Annotated in this window: 15 protein-coding genes; 12 read left to right on the top strand and 3 right to left on the bottom strand. The window is 64.2% G+C overall.

All coding sequences use genetic code 11. From position 1 onward, the window contains the following. Nucleotides 1-11 precede the first annotated feature (11 nt). Entirely contained in the window at nt 12-1,133 is a 1,122-nt protein-coding gene (locus AC13FW_RS19950) for a metallophosphoesterase (protein ID WP_482990240.1), read from the bottom strand. Between the two features lie 97 nt (nt 1,134-1,230). Further along, the gene (locus AC13FW_RS19945) at nt 1,231-2,664 is read right to left on the bottom strand and encodes a GGDEF domain-containing protein (protein ID WP_296253276.1); all 1,434 of its coding nucleotides are present in this window, start codon (nt 2,662-2,664) and stop codon (nt 1,231-1,233) included. Between the two features lie 139 nt (nt 2,665-2,803). Here AC13FW_RS19945 and AC13FW_RS19940 point away from each other — a divergent pair, with 139 nt between their 5' ends. The 3 genes from AC13FW_RS19940 to AC13FW_RS19930 all read left to right on the top strand — a co-directional run bounded on the left by AC13FW_RS19940 (nt 2,804) and on the right by AC13FW_RS19930 (nt 5,499). Beyond that, on the top strand, nt 2,804-3,601 hold the full coding sequence (locus tag AC13FW_RS19940; protein ID WP_482990239.1) for a TlpA family protein disulfide reductase: 798 nt from the start codon (nt 2,804-2,806) through the stop codon (nt 3,599-3,601). A gap of 24 nt (nt 3,602-3,625) precedes the next feature. Continuing rightward, on the top strand, nt 3,626-4,432 hold the full coding sequence (dsbG, locus tag AC13FW_RS19935; protein ID WP_296253279.1) for a thiol:disulfide interchange protein DsbG: 807 nt from the start codon (nt 3,626-3,628) through the stop codon (nt 4,430-4,432). An 80-nt stretch (nt 4,433-4,512) separates the two neighbouring features. Continuing rightward, nucleotides 4,513-5,499: a cation diffusion facilitator family transporter gene (locus AC13FW_RS19930; protein WP_482990238.1), complete on the top strand. Its 987-nt coding sequence runs from the start codon at nt 4,513-4,515 to the stop codon at nt 5,497-5,499. 271 nt (nt 5,500-5,770) lie between these two features. Here the strand turns inward: AC13FW_RS19930 and AC13FW_RS19925 are convergent, their stop codons facing one another. Next, nucleotides 5,771-7,834 (bottom strand): 3-hydroxyacyl-CoA dehydrogenase NAD-binding domain-containing protein, encoded by a 2,064-nt coding sequence (locus tag AC13FW_RS19925; protein ID WP_482990237.1) that lies wholly within the window; start codon nt 7,832-7,834, stop codon nt 5,771-5,773. A 236-nt stretch (nt 7,835-8,070) separates the two neighbouring features. Here AC13FW_RS19925 and rpoE point away from each other — a divergent pair, with 236 nt between their 5' ends. From rpoE to recO, 9 genes are all read left to right on the top strand, one after another. Then, on the top strand, nt 8,071-8,691 hold the full coding sequence (gene rpoE / locus AC13FW_RS19920; RefSeq protein ID WP_482990236.1) for an RNA polymerase sigma factor RpoE: 621 nt from the start codon (nt 8,071-8,073) through the stop codon (nt 8,689-8,691). Next, the gene (locus AC13FW_RS19915; protein ID WP_482990235.1) at nt 8,688-9,596 is read left to right on the top strand and encodes a sigma-E factor negative regulatory protein; all 909 of its coding nucleotides are present in this window, start codon (nt 8,688-8,690) and stop codon (nt 9,594-9,596) included. The genes rpoE and AC13FW_RS19915 overlap by 4 nt, the downstream gene beginning before the upstream one ends. Before the next feature lie 128 nt (nt 9,597-9,724). Continuing rightward, nucleotides 9,725-11,245 carry a DegQ family serine endoprotease gene (locus tag AC13FW_RS19910; RefSeq protein ID WP_482990234.1) on the top strand — a complete coding sequence of 507 codons (1,521 nt, stop codon included), beginning with the start codon at nt 9,725-9,727 and terminating at the stop codon, nt 11,243-11,245. A gap of 159 nt (nt 11,246-11,404) precedes the next feature. After that, nucleotides 11,405-13,195, top strand: coding sequence for a translation elongation factor 4 (lepA, locus tag AC13FW_RS19905; RefSeq protein WP_482986429.1), 1,791 nt, complete (start codon nt 11,405-11,407; stop codon nt 13,193-13,195). 108 nt (nt 13,196-13,303) lie between these two features. Further along, nucleotides 13,304-14,107, top strand: a complete 804-nt coding sequence (lepB, locus tag AC13FW_RS19900) for a signal peptidase I (protein ID WP_282269639.1) — start codon at nt 13,304-13,306, stop codon at nt 14,105-14,107. Between the two features lie 29 nt (nt 14,108-14,136). After that, a complete protein-coding gene (locus tag AC13FW_RS19895) occupies nt 14,137-14,511 on the top strand; it encodes a DUF4845 domain-containing protein (protein WP_282269637.1) in 375 nt (124 codons plus the stop codon). Then, entirely contained in the window at nt 14,501-15,178 is a 678-nt protein-coding gene (rnc, locus tag AC13FW_RS19890; RefSeq protein WP_282269635.1) for a ribonuclease III, read from the top strand. Before AC13FW_RS19895 ends, rnc begins: the two co-directional genes overlap by 11 nt. Then, complete coding sequence (era, locus tag AC13FW_RS19885; protein ID WP_482990233.1) at nt 15,175-16,077, top strand: GTPase Era; 903 nt, start codon at nt 15,175-15,177, stop codon at nt 16,075-16,077. Before rnc ends, era begins: the two co-directional genes overlap by 4 nt. Before the next feature lie 250 nt (nt 16,078-16,327). Next, the gene (gene recO, locus AC13FW_RS19880; protein ID WP_482990232.1) at nt 16,328-17,050 is read left to right on the top strand and encodes a DNA repair protein RecO; all 723 of its coding nucleotides are present in this window, start codon (nt 16,328-16,330) and stop codon (nt 17,048-17,050) included. The last annotated feature ends 474 nt before the right edge of the window (nt 17,051-17,524 follow it).

Raw genomic sequence — 17,524 nt, 5'->3', positions numbered from 1 at the left:
TTGCGAGAGGTTCAGTTCTCCGTTCCTATGCGCCCGATCTCCAGCGGAACCCGGCTGCCATCCAGCAGCCCACGACTGAGCGTGCCATCCTCGATGAACAGCAACTCGCCGTTCTGACCGTCCTTGATGCTGCTGTCGATGGCGATGATGCGATCACCGTGGAAACTGCTCACGTGCGGCATCGAGGTGTGGCCGACCACGATGCGCTTGAGCCCGAGCTGGTCAAGCACGGTCTGCACGCCAGGAGTATCCAGCTGGCCATTGAAGTAGCCGCGGTACCAGATCGGGCTGGTCTTGCCGTCGTACAGCGGTGCGGTGATTGGATCGGCCTTGACCTCGGCCTTGGGTCGGCCCAGCGAGGCCTGGTACGCGGCATTGGTGGTCGCTGGATCGAGCGCGAGTTGCAGTGCGTCGGGCGAAACGCCGCCATGCAGGAACAAGGTATCGCCGATGCGCAGCAGCACCGGGCGCGTGCGCAGCCACTGCCCGATCACCGAATCGCTGCCATACAGTTGCGGATAGCTGCGGCCGAGCAGCTGGGCGCTGCGCAGGTACTTGGGATTGACGTAACGCAGGTCGTCGTACAACACCATCGTTTCATGGTTGCCGAGCACGAAGTGCACTGCACCGCCAGCCTGCGCGGCCTGTTGCTGTAGGCTGTAGAGCAACCAGAAGGCCTCGGTGACCTGTGGACCACGGTCGAATACGTCGCCGGCGATGACCAGCGTGTCCCGGCCCAATGTCCAGTTGTCGTCGCTGTCGATCACGCCGTTGGCACGCAGCAAGCGGCGCAGCAGGTCGTACTGGCCATGGATGTCGGAGACGGCAACGATGCGCGGCACCGCGGGTAGTGTTGCAGCCGCTGGCGTGGCGAGCGCTGCGATATCCAGTGGATGTGGATAGCCGCACTCCGGTGCGATCGCACGGGTGATATCGCGCCTTGCTTTCACCTTTCGCGAGACCACCCGGTCGTCGCAGATCCATTGTGCATGCAATCGCTTGCCGTCGCGGAACACATAGGGGCCATCGGCCTGCACATGCGCCGCTGGCTGCGGCACCTCGCGGGCATTGGCATCCAGGGCGGGCAGGGCACTGCACAGCAGCAGGATGAGCAGGACGCGGAGGATGGGCATTGCAGGCTTCCAGAGGCGGGTGACCGTTTGCACCCGCCTGCAGCCTATGCGTTCGCTGCACCGGCAGCATGTGCTATCGGTTGGTGCTGCCTGCTGCTCAATCGCGGCGCAGCGCGCTACGGCCCGGTGCGGTGGGCAAGGCGTCGCTGCCCAGTACAACGCGATTGCGGCCCTGCTTCTTGGCCTGGTACATGGCGGCGTCGGCACGTGCCATTACCCGCTCGTAGTCCGGGTGGCCGTCATACAGGGCGACACCGATGCTGGCGCTGATGGGCAGGAGCTGGCCGTCTGCGAGGGTGACCGGCGTATCGACCAGGCGCCGGCACAGGCCTTCGGCGATCACCATGGCCTGACGTTCTTCCACCGCCACCAACACGACCACGAATTCCTCGCCGCCGTAGCGGAATACGTAGTCGCTGCCACGGGTGAACTGGCTGAGGATGCCGGCGACGTGTTGCAGGGCGCGATCTCCGGCTTCGTGGCCATGCTCGTCGTTGATGGCCTTGAAGTGATCCAGGTCCAACAGCAGCACGGCGAAGCTGTCGCCGGACTTTTCCGCAAGCTCGATTTCGCGGCGCAGCACGGTGGGCAGGAAGCGGCGGTTGAGCAGGTTGGTCAAGGCATCGCAACCGGCATCCAGTTCGCCGATGCGCTCGAACAACATGCCAAGCAAGGTACGGATCTGGCTGACCTTGGAGCGCACATCCTGCAGCTGCGCGGTACGCGCGGCAGGGTCGCTGTCGTGCTGCAGGGTGTGCTGCAGCAGCTGGTCGACGTCATGGATCAAACCGCTGATCTGGCGGGTTTCGGAGCTCTCGCCAAAACTCGGAATGCCTTTGTGGTTGAACCAGAGGCCGAACTCCGAACGCGCCAGGGTCTGGAAACTGCCCAGGTCGCCCTGCGCCGCCAGCGCGTACAGGAGGGTGTTCTCCCAATCCAGCAGCAATGCACGCTGGCGTTCGCGCTCGGTGCTGACGTTCTGCACCAGCGAGAACAGCCGGTAGGCGGCATCCGTGCGTGAGGAACGTTCCCGTGCGTTGGAATAGGCCAGTGTCATACCCTCCAGCGCGATGTCGAACGATGCGGTGAGGCTGGCAATGGCCGCATGTGCAGCCTCGCCGTGTCCGGCCTGCGCGCCGATCAGCTGGAACAGGCGTTGCTTCAGCACGCGGGTGCCACGGGTAACCAGGTCTACCGGTATGCCCACGCGTGCATGCACATCGCCGATGACGCGCTGGTTGGCAATCAGCTGCTCGACGTTGTCGGGCGTTGCGCGCAGCAGGTCCCTGACCCAACGCTGCATGGCCGGCTGCAGTCGTACCCGGACCTGGTCATGTGACATCGAGCGTGAGGCACGCGCGTCGTTCATCATGACCTTGTAAAAATGCGCGGCCAGTTCAGCGGCATGCGCGTCGGCCAGGCTCGCGAGAATCTGGCTCGCATCGGTGCCAGCGGCATCGAGGCTGTGTTTCCAGGCATCTGCGAGCGCGCTGCTGTCGGTGTCTGGGGGTGGTGCGGGGACGATGTTCATGCGTACGACCGGTAAAGTGCCAAGAGGCAGCCGACTATTATCGGCAGCAACAACAGGTTTTTGAGGACGTTGTGTTGATGGTTGGATTCACTGTTTGTTCAAGTTCACTTGTGTTGGGCACCCCTATCGGAATGGCGCAATGATCAGCGCCGGCCCGTTTCCGTTGATGGCGCTGGTTGCCCTGTTGGCGCTGGCGATTGGCTGGTTCTTCGCGCGCGCATTGGCACCTGCTGCCGATGGAATGCGCAGCCGTGCCGGTGCGGTGGTGCTGGATGCGTTTCTGCTGGGCTTGCTGGGTGCACGTCTGGGTCACGTGGCGCTGCACGCTGGCGACTACCTGCCGCAGCCGCTGTCCATCATTCGTCTGGGCGATGGTGGCTATTCGATCTGGGCGGGCCTGCTGGTCGCGGCGGCCTATGCAATGTGGAAGACGCGACAACGCATCCTGCGCAAGCCGGTGTTGCTGGGTTTGGCTGCGGGTGCGGCATTCTGGGCAATCGGTGGCATGGCGTTGTTTGCAGTGCAGCGCTCGTCCATTCCGTTGCCGGACGCAGTGCTGGTTGACATGCTGGGCAAGCCTGCACCTTTGGCAGCCTTTGCCGGCAAGCCAACCGTGATCAATCTTTGGGCGACCTGGTGCGGACCGTGCCGACGCGAGATGCCGGTGCTGGCGCAGGCGCAGCAGGCGCACCCGCGGGTGCAGTTCGTATTCGCCAATCAGGGCGAAACCCGCGATGAGGTCGCCGACTATCTGCGTGCCGAGAACATGCAGTTGGGCAATGTGCTGCTGGATGCCGAATCGCAGGTGATGCAGCAGACCGGTGCGCGCGCATTGCCGACAACGTTGTTCTTCGGCGCCGATGGGCGGCTGCGCAATGTGCACATGGGCGAGCTGTCGCGCGCCACGCTGGAAGCGCGCCTGCGCGAAATGCAATAACTCCTTTCCTGAAAGAGACACACGATGATGCATTCCCGTTCGATGTTGCTGTTGTTGTCCGCCATGACGCTGACGCCGCTGGCCTGCGCACAGACTGCCAGTGCCCCGGCGGCGACTGCGGCAAAGCCGGCTGCGGCCAATGAGCCGGCGGTAGTGAAGACCCTGCGTTCGCAGGGCGTGGAGTTCATGGGCACGTTCGAAACGCCGGTTGGACTGACCGGCTATGCCGGCGTCGCTGGCCAGCGTCCGCTGGGCGTGTATGTGTCCAAGGATGGTGAGTACGCGGTGGTTGGCACCCTGGTCAACGCCAAGGGTGAGGATGTCAGCGCCGCCAAGCTCAAGGAGCTGGTGTCCGGGCCGATGGGCCAACAGGCCTGGGCCAAGGTGGAAGCCAGCCATTGGGTGCGTGATGGCAAGGCCGATGCGCCGCGTGTCATCTATTCCTTCAGCGACCCGAATTGCCCGTACTGCAACCGCTTCTGGGAAGCGGCGCAGCCGTGGGTGGCCGCAGGCAAGGTGCAGATCCGGCAGATCCTGGTCGGCGTGATCCGCGAGGACAGTGCCAACAAGGCCGCTGCCATCCTCGGCGCAGCCTCGCCGGAGCAGGCGCTGATCCAGAACGAGCGCGACTTCGCCAAGGGCGGCATCAAGCCGCTGGCGACGGTGCCGGCGGCAGTGCAGGCCAAGCTGCGTGCCAACGAAGCCTTGATGCTGGATCTGGGCTTCCAGGGCACGCCGGGCATCCTGTTCAAGGATGCCGACGGCACGGTGCAGATGCGTTCGGGCATGCCGCAGGGCGATGACATGCAGACGGTGCTCGGCCCACGCTGATCACTGAACCGGGCGGCGGCGATGTAATAGTCTCCGCCGCCACTGGCTTACTAAGCTGGCCCCGCTATGAGGAGCCAGCCATGAGTCACGACCACAACCATCTGCCCAGCGAAATCCGCCACGAGAAACCACTATGGTGGGCGCTGGGCCTGACCACCGCCTATCTGGTGGTGGAAGTCATTGGTGCGTTCTGGACCAACAGCCTGGCGCTGTTGTCCGACGCCGCGCACATGGCCACCGATGCGATCGGCCTGATGATCGCCTTGACCGCCGTTCGCCTGAGCCGGCGTCCGCCCGATGCCAAGCGCACCTACGGTTATGCGCGGTTGGAGGCCTTGGGCGCGGTTGCCAATGGCCTGCTGCTGTTCGGCGTCGGCGTCTACATCCTGTTCGAGGCCGTGCAGCGCTTCCAGCAGCCGCAGGACATCGCCTCCACCGGCATGATGTGGGTGGCTGCGTTTGGGCTGGTGGTGAACCTGATCGCGATGCGCCTGCTCAGTGCTGGTAGCGGCGAGAGCTTGAACGTCAAGGGTGCTTACCTGGAAGTTTGGAGTGACATGCTCGGTTCGGTGGCTGTTATTGCCGGCGGCCTGATCATCCACTTCACCGGTTGGACCCTGGTGGATCCGATCCTGGCCGTGCTGATCGGCCTGTGGGTGCTGCCGCGCACCTGGGTGCTGCTGCGCGATGCGATCAACGTGTTGCTGGAAGGTGTGCCCAAGGGCGTGGTGCTGGCCGATATCGAGGCGGCGCTACGTGGCCATGCCGGTGTCGCTGGTATCCATGATCTGCATGTATGGGCGCTGGCATCGAGCACGCCGGCGTTGACCGTGCACGTGGTGATGCAGGATGGCCAGGCGCCGGATGTACTGCGACGACAGCTGGCGGACCTGCTGCATGAGCGGTTTGATATCGATCATGTGACGGTGCAGGTTGAAGCGGATCACTGTGGTGATGATTGCGCCGACAAGAAGGCGACTGGCGGTGACCACGGCCATGATCATGATCATGAAGGTCATGCGCATGGGCCGGATGATCAAGGCCATCATGGGCATGTGCACCGCTGAAGCGTAGTGCCGAGCCATGCTCGGCAGAGGCTTTCCCGGTGATCCATCGGCCTTTGTTGTTGCTTGTGGGAGCGGCGTAAGCCGCGAAGCTGGCATCGTTGAAGTTACTGGAATGGCAACAATCTGATTGATCTGTGGTTTCGCGGCTTACACCGCTCCCACAAGAGGACTATTGCTGGCAAGGCCATTGCCGAGCATGGCTCGGCACTACAGATTGAACGAAAAACGGAGCCTTTCGGCTCCGTTTTTCATTCAATCAACCGGCAGGAACTCAAACCACCGGCTCACGTAGTTCTGGCATCTCCCAGCCATTGCGCGGTGCGAAGCGGTCGCCATGGCGTGCCTGCAAGGTCTTCAGCTTCTCGACCAGGACATCCACACCGGTGGCACGGATATGCTGGATCGGGCCGCCACGGAACGGGGCGAAACCGGTGCCGAAGATCACCCCTGCATCAAGCAGGTCGGCATCGGCGACCACGCCGTCGTGCAGGCAGGCCACGGCTTCGTTGAGCAACGGCAGGATCAGGCGGTCTTCCAGGTCCGACGGTGGCTGGTAGTCCTTGGCCACTTCTGGCTTCACCGCGCGACCGTTCTCCCACTTGTAGATGCCCTGGCCGTCCTTCTTGCCGCGCTTGTTCGGCTCGACGGTCGCCAGTGCGGCCGGGATCTGCAGGCCGAGGAAGGGGGCCAACTCCTTGCCCACGCCAGCGGCCACGTCCAGGCCAACCGTATCCAGCAGCTCGATCGGGCCCATCGGCATGCCGAACTTGACCGCCACCTTGTCGATCACCGGGCCGGGGATGCCTTCGGCATACGCGGTGGCGGCTTCCAGCATGTACGGGAACAGCACGCGGTTGACCAGGAAGCCGGGCGTGCCGGCCACCGGCACCGGGAACTTGCCCAGCGCCTTGCAGAACGCCGCCAGACGCTTCTCGGTCTCCGGCGCCATGCCGTCGTGGTGGATGATCTCCACCAACGGCATCTGCGCGACCGGGTTGAAGTAATGCAGGCCGGCAAACTGCGCCGGGCGCTGGATGTGGTCGCGCAGCTCGACCAGCGGGATCGAGGAGGTGTTGGTGGTCAGCAGCGCATCGGCCTTCATCTTCGGCTCCAGCGTCTGGTACAGCGCACGCTTGGCTTCCGGATTCTCGATGATGGCTTCGATGACCAGGTCAGCCTGCGCCACGCCGTCACCGGCCAGATCGGCCTTCAGTCGTGCGGCCACTTCCGGGCGTTTGCTCTCATCGCGCACCTTCTTGTCGAACAGCACCTGCGCGCGGGTCATGGCCGGGTCGATGAAACGCTGCTCGCGGTCCTGCAGGGTCACGTTGAAGCCCTTGTAGGCCGCCCAGGCCGCAATATCGCCGCCCATCACGCCGGCACCGACCACGTGCACGTGCTTGATGCCCGAGTCCTTGCCGCCCAAGCCCTTGAGCCGTTCGGTCAGGAAGAAGATGCGGATCAGGTTGCGCGCGGTCGGGCTGCTGGCCAGCTTGACCACGGCGCGGCGCTCGGCGTCCAGGCGCTTCTGGATCGGGCTGCCGCCGGTGCGCTCCCAGGTGCTGATCAGCGCGTAGGGCGCCGGGTACTGGTCCTTCTTGGCCTTGCGTGCGACCTGCTTGGCCATCTGCGGGGCGAGGATCTTGCGGGCCAGGAAGGTATTGGTGGCCCAGGCAGTCGCACGCTGCTTGAACGGGCGGGTCACGCCGGTCTGCAGCAAGGCGACCGCCGCATCGACCAGCACCGCCGGGGCGGCGACCTTGTCGACCAGGCCGATAGCACGCGCGGCCGAGGCCGACAGGGTGCGGCCGGTCAGCATCATGTCCATCGCCGCCGGCGCACCGACCAGCTGTGGCAGGCGTGCACTGCCGCCCCAGCCCGGGAAGATGCCCAACTGGGTCTCGGGCAGGCCGATACGGGTGGATTGATCGTTGGAGGCCACGCGGTAACGGCAGGCCAGCGCCAGCTCGGTGCCGCCGCCCAGGCAGTGGCCGTGGATCGCGGCGACGGTCGGGCAGGGCAGTTCGGCCAGCTTCTGGTAGACGCTCTGGCCACGGCGGATGGCGTCATTGACGGTGCCGCGGCGGTCGAACTCCTGGAATTCCTTCAGGTCGGCGCCAGCGATGAAGCCGGCTGCCTTGGTCGAGCGCACCACCACGCCCTTGGGCGGGTCGATGGCCAGGCGCTCGACGATGTCGCCCAGTTCCAGCAGCACGTCCTGCGACATGGCATTGACCGGGCTGTCCTTGCGGTCGAGGCTGAGCACTGCCACGCCATCCTCGCGCAGCTCGGTTTGCCAATGATTGAAGCGGAGCCCGTCGAAGCCTGAGAGCATGGGACGTTCCATCCGGTTGTGTATGGAGAAGACCGCTATGATCCAGAGGTTGTTTCCCTGCCGTCAAATCCCAATGTCTGGAATTGTGTTGGGCTTATCTGGTCAGCGCCCCTGGAGGTTAGCCGAACGGGAGTTAAAAGCTGGTGCGGTGCCGCTGGGACAGGGTGCTGAACTTTTGCCGCGAACAGCGGTCTTATTGCCCGACGTCGGTTGGGCTGACAGGAGTGCGGCCCGTTATGGCCGAGGTTGAAACACCGCAGGAGCTGGACCTGGAACTGGTCCGGCGTGTGCAGCGCGGCGAAAGCGCGGCGTTCGATGTGTTGGTACGCAAGTACCAGCATCGGATCATCGCGTTGATCGGGCGCTACATCGCCGACTGGAGTGAATGTCAGGACGTGGCCCAGGACACTTTCGTGCGCGCTTACCGTGCGCTCGGGAATTTCCGTGGCGACGCCCAGTTCTATACCTGGTTGCATCGGATCGCAGTGAATACCGCAAAAAACTACCTGGCAGCACACAACCGGCGCCCCCCCACCGACGACATCGAGATCGGCGACGCCGAGCAGTTCGACAGTGGGGTCCGCTTGCGCGACAACGACACGCCCGAGCGTGAGTTGATGCGCCAGGAACTGGAACAGACCGTGATGAAGGCGGTTGAGGCGTTGCCCGAAGAGCTGCGCTCAGCCATTACGTTGCGAGAGGTGGAAGGCATGAGTTACGAGGATATCGCGCAGAAAATGGGATGCCCGATCGGCACGGTGCGGTCGCGGATCTTCCGTGCCCGCGAGGCCATCGATACACAGCTGCGTCCCTTGCTGGATACCCCCAGCGCTACCCGTGAACGGAGTCGCGTATGAACCCGCAAGACCGTAACCCGGTGTCGGCCGGTGCTGCACCGGACAAATTCGAATTGCACTACCGCCAGCAGCTGTCAGCGTTGGTGGATGGCGAGCTGGCTGCCGATGAGGCGCGCTTCATGCTGCGCCGCTTGGAGCACGACAGCGAGCTTTCGGCCTGCCAGGAGCGCTGGCAGGTATTGGGTGACGTGATGCGCGGCCAGGCCTGCGCACCGGCGCCCCTGGATTTCAGTGCGCGCGTGCGTCAGGCGGTGGACGCGGATGCGTTGCAGAACGGTCCGCTTGTGGCCGCGACCGCAGCACAACGTGCGCCGCAACGTGCCACGCGGACAGGTTGGCGGCGGTGGGGCGGCGGTGCCGCTCTGGCTGCCTCGGTGGCTGCCGTGGCCTTGTTCATGGCCCGCGAACAGCTGCCTGAAACGAATGCACCGACGCCGGTCATCGCGACCACGGCGGAAGTTGCTCCCGCACCTGTGCAGCCTTCGGCCCCTACCGCGGCGGATGCCGGCAATGTCGCCGGTCTGGTCGCGGCGGCACCTGCGGTTGCCGCAGCCGTGACCCGTCGCCAGGATGCCAGCGCCCGCCGCGGCAGTGCGACCCGTACCCAGCAGGCAGCGCGGGCCGGTACCGCACGCATGGCCGAGCCGCAGCGGGCGATTGCTTCCGCGCCGGTACTGCCGGCAACGCCAGCCCTGCGCCAAGACCCATTTGCCACCGGCAATGGTGTACTGCATGCACGGCCATGGCCACGCTCGACGGTAGCGCCGTCGCTGTCGCAAGGGGCGCTCAACGCCAGTTTCCCTGCGCAGGAGCAGGGCGGGGCGACGTTCTACCCGTTTGAACCGCGCATGCCGGCACAGGGTGCCGACGATGCCGAGTCGCGCAGGCTGTTGCCGCGTCAATGAGTGTTGCTTGCCGGTCGCCCGCCTCAGGGCGACCGGTTTTCCCCGGATTCCAGGTTTGTGCGCTGTGGTTGGGCGTACCGGGCTTGGCTGTTCTTTCCCGCTTTGACTGAATTGGAGGCTCGAAGCTGATGACCCCACGTATCCAAAACAAGGTGTTTGGCCTGCTGGCGATGACCCTGCCGTTGGTGGCCTGCGCGCAGAGCCCGGCACCGGATGCGCCCGCCGCGCAGGCGACCGCCACCCGCGCCGCCCCCGCGCCGCAGCTGGTGCAGGGCCTGCCTGACTTCACCCAACTGGTCGACCAGGTTGGCCCGGGCGTGGTCAAGGTCGATACCGTGATTGGCGCGCGCCGCAATCCGCGCGCTGCCCAGCAGGGCCCGGACATGGACCAGATGCCGGAGTTCTTCCGCCGCTTCTTCGGTCCGGATTTCCAGATGCCGGGGCCGGGCCAGCAAGGACCGGACAGCGGGCCGCGTGGGCGCAGCATGGGTTCGGGCTTCATCATCTCCAATGACGGCTATGTGCTGACCAACCACCACGTCATCGACGGTGCCGAATCGGTCAAGATCACCTTGAGTGATCGCCGCGAGTTCACCGCCAAGGTGGTCGGCAGCGATGCCCAGTACGACGTGGCGTTGTTGAAGGTCGAGGCCAAGAACCTGCCGACCGTGCGCGTTGGCGACTCCAACAGCCTCAAGCCGGGCCAGTGGGTGGTGGCGATCGGCTCGCCGTTCGGCCTGGACCACTCGGTTACCGCCGGCATCGTCAGTGCGCTGGGCCGCAATACCGGTGGCCAGGAGCAGCGCTATGTGCCCTTCATCCAGACCGACGTGGCGATCAACCAGGGCAACTCCGGCGGCCCCTTGCTGAATACGCGCGGTGAGGTGGTCGGCATCAATTCGCAGATCTTCTCCGCCTCCGGCGGCTATATGGGCATCAGCTTCGCGATCCCGATCGATCTGGCGATGAATGCGGTCGAGCAGATCAAGAAGACCGGCAAGGTCAGCCGCGGCCAGTTGGGTGTGATGGTCGGTGAGGTGACCAGTGACATCGCGCAGGGCTTCAAGCTGCCTGACAGCCGTGGTGCGCTGGTCAACCAGATGGTGCCTGACAGTGCGGCGGCCAAGGCGGGTATCGAGGTGGGTGATGTGATCCGTGCGGTCAATGGCACCGAGATCAATACCTCCAGCGAGCTGCCGCCGATGATTGGCGCGATGCCGCCCGGCAGCAAGGTGCGGATGAGCATCCTGCGTGACGGCAAGCCGCGCGATATCACCGTGACCCTGAGCGAACTGGCCGAGGATGCGGCGCGGCCGGGTAACACCGCTGCCGCTGGCGATGAGGCCAAGCCGCAGGCTGGCGCCAATGCCCTGCTTGGCCTGGAAGTGGCCGATCTCACCGCCGCCGAGCGTCGCCAGCTCGGCCTGGAGTCGGGCGAGGGCGTGCGCATCACCGGCGTCAACAGCCAGTCTGGCCGCGAGGCGCGTCTGGCTCCGGGCATGGTGGTGCTGCAGGTCGGGCGTGCCCCGGTGGGCAGCGTCGCCGCCCTGAACCGGGAACTGGCCGGCTACAAGAAGGGTGACGTGGTCATGTTGCTGGTCCGTGCCGGCGCCAACAGTGCCTTCGTCCCGGTCCGCGCCGGCGAATAAGCCCGCCAGACCTTGTGATTGCAATGGGAGCCGCCTTCGGGCGGCTCCTTTCGTTCAGCTGCCGGCCAAACCCTGTGCGGGGCTTGGCTCCGGCATGCGATAATGGCCCGTTATCCTGACGACGCAGCGCCGCCGCCGCCACCTATGTCACATGATTCGATGCGGATGATCCGCAACTTCTCCATCATTGCCCACGTTGACCACGGTAAGTCCACCCTGGCCGACCGCATCATCCAGTTGTGTGGCGGCTTGACCGCGCGCGAAATGGAAGCGCAGGTCCTGGACAACAACCCGATCGAGCGCGAGCGTGGCATCACGATCAAGTCGCAGTCGGTGTCGGTGCCGTATACGGCCCGCAACGGCCAGACCTACTTCCTGAACTTCATCGATACCCCCGGCCACGTCGACTTCTCCTATGAAGTCAGCCGCTCGCTGGCCGCCTGCGAAGGCGCGCTGCTGGTGGTCGATGCGGCCCAGGGCGTGGAAGCGCAGTCGGTTGCCAACTGCTACACGGCCATCGAGCAGGGCCTGGAAGTGGTGCCGGTGCTGAACAAGATCGACCTGCCCACCGCCGATGTCGACCGCGCCAAGGCCGAGATCGAGGCGGTGATCGGCATCGACGCCTCCGACGCGGTTGCGGTCAGCGCCAAGACCGGCCTGAACATGGAGGAGGTGCTGGAGGCCATCGTGCACCGCATCCCGCCGCCGGCCGACCGTGGCAGCGACAAGCTGCAGGCGCTGATCATCGATTCCTGGTTCGACAATTACCTGGGCGTGGTCTCGCTGGTGCGCGTGATGCAGGGCCAGATCAAGGCCGGCGACAAGATCCAGGTCATGTCCACCGGCCGTTGGCATCTGGTCGACAAGGTCGGCGTCTTCACCCCCAAGCGTAAGGAAATGCCTGCGCTGCGTGCCGGTGAAGTGGGCTGGATCAACGCCAGCATCAAGGACGTGCACGGTGCGCCGGTTGGCGACACCCTGACCCTGCAGGCCGATCCGGCGTCCGAGCCGCTGCCCGGCTTCCAGGAAATGCAGCCGCGCGTGTTCGCCGGCCTGTTCCCGGTCGATGCCGAGGACTACCCGGACCTGCGCGAAGCCCTCGACAAGCTGCGCCTGAACGACGCCGCGCTGCGCTTCGAGCCGGAAAGCTCCGAGGCGATGGGCTTCGGCTTCCGCTGCGGCTTCCTCGGCATGCTGCACATGGAAATCGTGCAGGAGCGCCTGGAGCGCGAGTACAACCTCGACCTGATCAGCACCGCACCGACGGTGATCTACGAGGTGCTCAAGAGCGACGGGACCATCGTGATGATGGACAACCCGGCCAAGCTGCCGCCGGTCAACCAGGTGGAAGAGATCCGCGAGCCGATCATCCGCGCCAACATCCTCACCCCCGAGGAGTACATCGGCAGCATCATCAAGCTGTGCGAAGAGAAGCGCGGCAGCCAGATCGGCATCAACTACATGGGCAGCCAGGTGCAGATCAGCTATGAGCTGCCGATGGCCGAAGTGGTGCTGGACTTCTTCGACAAGCTCAAGTCGGTCAGCCGTGGCTACGCCTCGCTGGAATACCACTTCGTGCGCTTCGAGGCCGGCCCGTTCGTGCGCCTGGACGTGCTGATCAACGGTGACAAGGTTGACGCCCTGTCGCTGATCGCCCACCGCAGCCACGCCGATCGCCGTGGCCGCGAGCTGTGCGAGAAGATGAAGGACCTGATTCCCCGGCAGATGTTCGACGTGGCCATCCAGGCCGCGATCGGCGCGCAGATCATCGCCCGTACCACGGTCAAGGCCATGCGCAAGAACGTGCTGGCCAAGTGCTATGGTGGCGACGTTTCGCGTAAGAAGAAGCTGTTGGAGAAGCAGAAGGAAGGCAAGAAGCGCATGAAGCAGGTAGGCCGCGTGGAGATCCCACAGGAAGCCTTCCTTGCTGTGCTGCAGATGGACAAGTAACAGTGAATCGAGAGTAGGGAATGGGGAGTCGTAACGGCCGGGCGGAAACGCTTTGGACTGCGCGGTTCCCTGCTCCCCATTCCCCGTTTCCATTCCGAAGGAACTTGAATGAAATGGTTTGAAATCATCCTGGTTGTGCTGACCCTGGGCTCGGGCCTGGTGGTGCTGCTGGACAAGTTGTACCTGCGCAAGCGCCGTGCCGAGAAGGCCAGCCTGCTGGACAGCGAAGAGCCGGCGGTGGTGGATTACTCGCGCGCGTTCTTCCCGGTGCTGGCGGTGGTGTTGATCCTGCGCAGCTTCGTGGCAGAGCCGTACAAGATCCCCTCCAGCTCGATGATGCCCAACCTGCTGATCGGCGATTTCATCCTGGTCAACAAGTTCTCCTACGGCTTCCGCCTGCCGATCACCAATACCAAGATCATCCCGGTAGCCGAGCCCAAGCGCGGTGACGTGGTGGTGTTCAAGCCGCCGCATGCGCCGGACCAGAACTGGATCAAGCGCGTGATCGGCCTGCCGGGCGACCGCATCGGCTTCCACGGTGACACCTTGTCGATCAACGGCGTGCCGATGGTCTACGAAGACCGCGGCGAGTACGTCGGCAAGGGCCCGGGTTCGGAAATGACCGGTGCCTCGCTGCTGACCGAACAGCTGCCGGGTCGCAGCCACACCGTGCTGGAGCTGCTGGGCCGTGCCGACCCGCGGGGCCAGGGTGACTGGGTGGTGCCGGAAGGCCAGTACTTCGTGATGGGTGACAATCGCGACAACAGCGAGGACAGTCGCTTCTGGACCCAGACCCACTTCCTGCCGGAAGAGAATCTGCGTGGCAAGGCGTTCCTGATCTGGCTGAACTGTGAAGGCTGGTTCTGCAAGGGTAGTTTCGAGCCGTCGCGTATCGGGGCGGGCATTCAGTGAGTGGACAACGCGTTTCTGGGGAGATCGCAATGAAGCACAAGCAAGCAGGTATGACGCTGACCTCGTTCCTGATGGTGTTGGCGGTGGTGGGCTTCGGGCTTTATATCGTCATGAAGCTGTTCCCGATGTACCAGGAGTTCTATTCGATCAAGGTGGCGATGAAATCGATGGCCAATGAGTCAACCGGAGAGTTCAATCCTTCGAATGCGACCCAGGCTTTTTTCAAGCGCATGGATATGAATTACTCCGACACGGTCAAGCGCGACAACATCAAGTTCGAGCGCACCGACGGTGGCTGGCGGATGAACGTGACCTATGAGGTGCGCAAGCCGCTGATCGGCAATCTGGACATCGTAGGCAATTTCACAAATTCCCAGGATTTCACCTCAGGCAGTGCTCAATAAAACGTTCCAACGGGGTGACCTGATCGGTCATCCATTCAAGGACCAGGGTCTGCTGAAGCAGGCCCTGACCCATCGTAGTGCCGGTGCGCCGCATAACGAGCGCCTGGAGTTCCTTGGCGACAGCATCGTCAACATGCTGATTGCCGAGGCATTGTTCACCCGCTGGCCCAAGGCGGACGAGGGCGCGCTGACCCGCGCCCGCTCGGCGCTGGTCTGTGAAAGCGCGCTGGCGGTGATCGCACGTGCGCTGCAGCTGGGCGACCGGCTGACGCTGGGCCCGGGCGAGATGAAGTCGGGCGGCCATCGCCGCGACTCCATCCTCGCCGACACCTTCGAGGCCGTGGTTGCTGCCATTTATCTGGACGCCGGTTTCGAAGCCTGCCGCGAGCGGATAATGCCGTGGTTCGAGGCCTCTCTGTCGGCAGTGCCGGCAGGCAAGCCCGAGAAAGACCCCAAGACACGCCTGCAGGAATGGTTGCAGGCCCGGCAGAAGACCCTGCCGGTATACGAGCTGGTATCGGAGACCGGCGACGACCACGCCAAGCACTTCCGTGTGCGCTGTTGCGTGGCTGACCCCGCCGTAAGTACCGAAGGCGAAGGCACTTCGCGACGGCTGGCCGAACAACAGGCGGCAGCCGCCGCAATAGAGCAATTGGATTCCAAGTGAACGACACCTCCTCTCATCGCTGTGGCAGCGTCGCGGTCATTGGCCGCCCCAACGTTGGCAAGTCGACCCTGACCAACGCCCTGGTTGGCGCCAAGGTCAGCATCGTCTCCAACCGTCCGCAGACCACCCGCCACCGCCTGCTCGGCATCGCCACCTACCCGGAAGGGCAGTTGGTGCTGGTCGATACCCCTGGGCTGCATCGCCAGCAGAAGCGCGCGATGAACCGGGTCATGAACCGCGCCGCGCGTGCCTCGCTGGAAGGCGTGGACGTTGGTTTGCTGGTGATCGAAGCTGGTCGCTGGGACGAAGAAGACACCCTGGCGTTCAACGTGCTGAACGATGCAGGCGTGCCGGTGGTACTGATCGTCAACAAGGTTGATCGGCTGAAGGACAAGGGCGCGCTGCTGCCGTTCCTGCAGGAGATCACCGTCGGCCGCGAATTCGCCGCCGTGCATCCGATCTCGGCGCTGAAGCGCAATGGTCTGGACGCGCTGGTGCGTGACCTGATCGGGCTGGTGCCGGAAGGTCCGCCGATGTTCGGCGAAGATGAAATCACCGACCGCAGCCAGCGCTTCCTCGCCGGCGAGCTGGTCCGCGAGCAGCTGATGCGCCAGCTTGGCGAAGAGCTGCCGTACGCCACCACGGTGGAGATCGAACGCTTCGCCGAAGATGGCGCATTGCTGCGTATCGGCGCGGTGATCTGGGTCGAGCGCGAAGGCCAGAAGGCGATTGTCATCGGCAAGGGCGGCACCCGCCTGAAGGAAATCGGCGCCAAGGCGCGTCTGCAGATGGAGCGTCTGTTCGGTGCCAAGGTGTTCCTGGAAACCTGGGTGCGCGTGCGTGAAGGCTGGTCCGATGACGAGGCCGCGCTGAAGGCCTTTGGTTACGGCGAACAGTAAGTTTTCAGCCGCGAACCGGGAATCGGGAGTGGGGAATCAGGAATGGAAACTGCCTGGTTCTGCCGCGATTTGCGGTTTCCGGTTGTTTTCTGGCCGCGTGGCAGGTCAGGTTGTGTGATGAATACCGATGCCGCGACGGCGATAGGTCGTAGCGATAGCCGGCTGCCAGGGAGCCTGGCGAAGGCCGGCTGGATCACGGTCGCGGGCTGTTCCGACTCCCGATTCTCCATTCCCGACTCCCAGTCTTGAGATGCGCATCGACGACCAGCCCGCTTACGTGCTGCATGCCCGGCCTTGGCGCGAGACCAGCTTGCTGGTCGAGGTGTTGAGCCTGGAGCATGGGCGCCTGGGTCTGCTTGCGCGGGGGGTGCAGGGAGCGAAGAAGCAGGCACTACGCGCGGCCTTGCAGCCCTTGCAGGCAATCCGTTTTGACGCACAGCAGACTGGCGAGCTGGCGCAGCTGCGCCGGGCCGAAAGCCAGGATGTGGCGCCGCGCCTGCACGGCCACGCCATGCTTGCGGGGTTCTATATCAACGAACTGGTGATGCGGCTGACACCGCGGCAGGATCCTTTGCCCGAGCTGTATGTGGCTTACGGTGAGCTGCGCGGGCAGCTGGATCAGCCGGACACGCTGGCGTGGTCACTGCGTCGCTTCGAACGGGATCTGCTTGATGCATTGGGCTTTGGCTTCGACTGGAGTTGTGGTGCCGACGGTGAGCCCATCGATCCGGCGGCGCGCTATCTGTTGGATCCGTTGCAGGGCCCGCTGCGGCTGCTCAGTGAACGCAACAACGAACGCCGCGCGCTGGCGACCGGTAGTGCGTTGCTGGCATTGGTCGAGGATCACCAGCCCGACAGCAGCGATGTTGCCAGCCTACGCCTGCAGATGCGTGCAGTACTGCTGCACCACCTTGGTGGTCGCGGACTCAAGTCCTGGGAAATGCTGGGCGAACTGGCCCGTCCACAAGCGTAGCGCCGGGCCACGCTCGGCAGGGGCCGCCCGCAGAATCCAGCCTGTAGTGCCGAACCATGCTCGGCAGGGGGCGTTACGCAAGATCCAGCCTCTGTAGTGCCGAACCATGCTCGGCAGGGGGCGTTACGCAAGATCCAGCCTCTGTAGTGCCGAGCCATGCTCGGCAGGGGGCGTTACGCAAGATCCAGCCTCTGTAGTGCCGAGCCATGCTCGGCAGGGGCGTTACGCAAGACCCAGCCTCTGTAGTGCCGAGCCATGCTCGGCAGGGGCGTTACGCAAGACCCAGCCTCTGTAGTGCCGAGCCATGCTCGGCAGGGGCGTTACGCAAGATCCAGCCTCTGTAGTGCCGACGTCCCCCCGACCTGAGTAGAGGTCGGGTTTAGAGTCCTGTTTTGATCTTATCTGTCTTCGCCGCCAGCTGCGCGGCGTAGTGGGCAGGTGTCATTCCGCCGAGTGCTCTTTTGGGTCTTTCTT

Source organism: Stenotrophomonas sp. 21LCFQ19, from assembly GCF_056861425.1.
The sequence above is the reverse complement of the archived record's forward strand: the minus strand, read 5'-3'. Positions and strand labels throughout refer to the sequence as shown.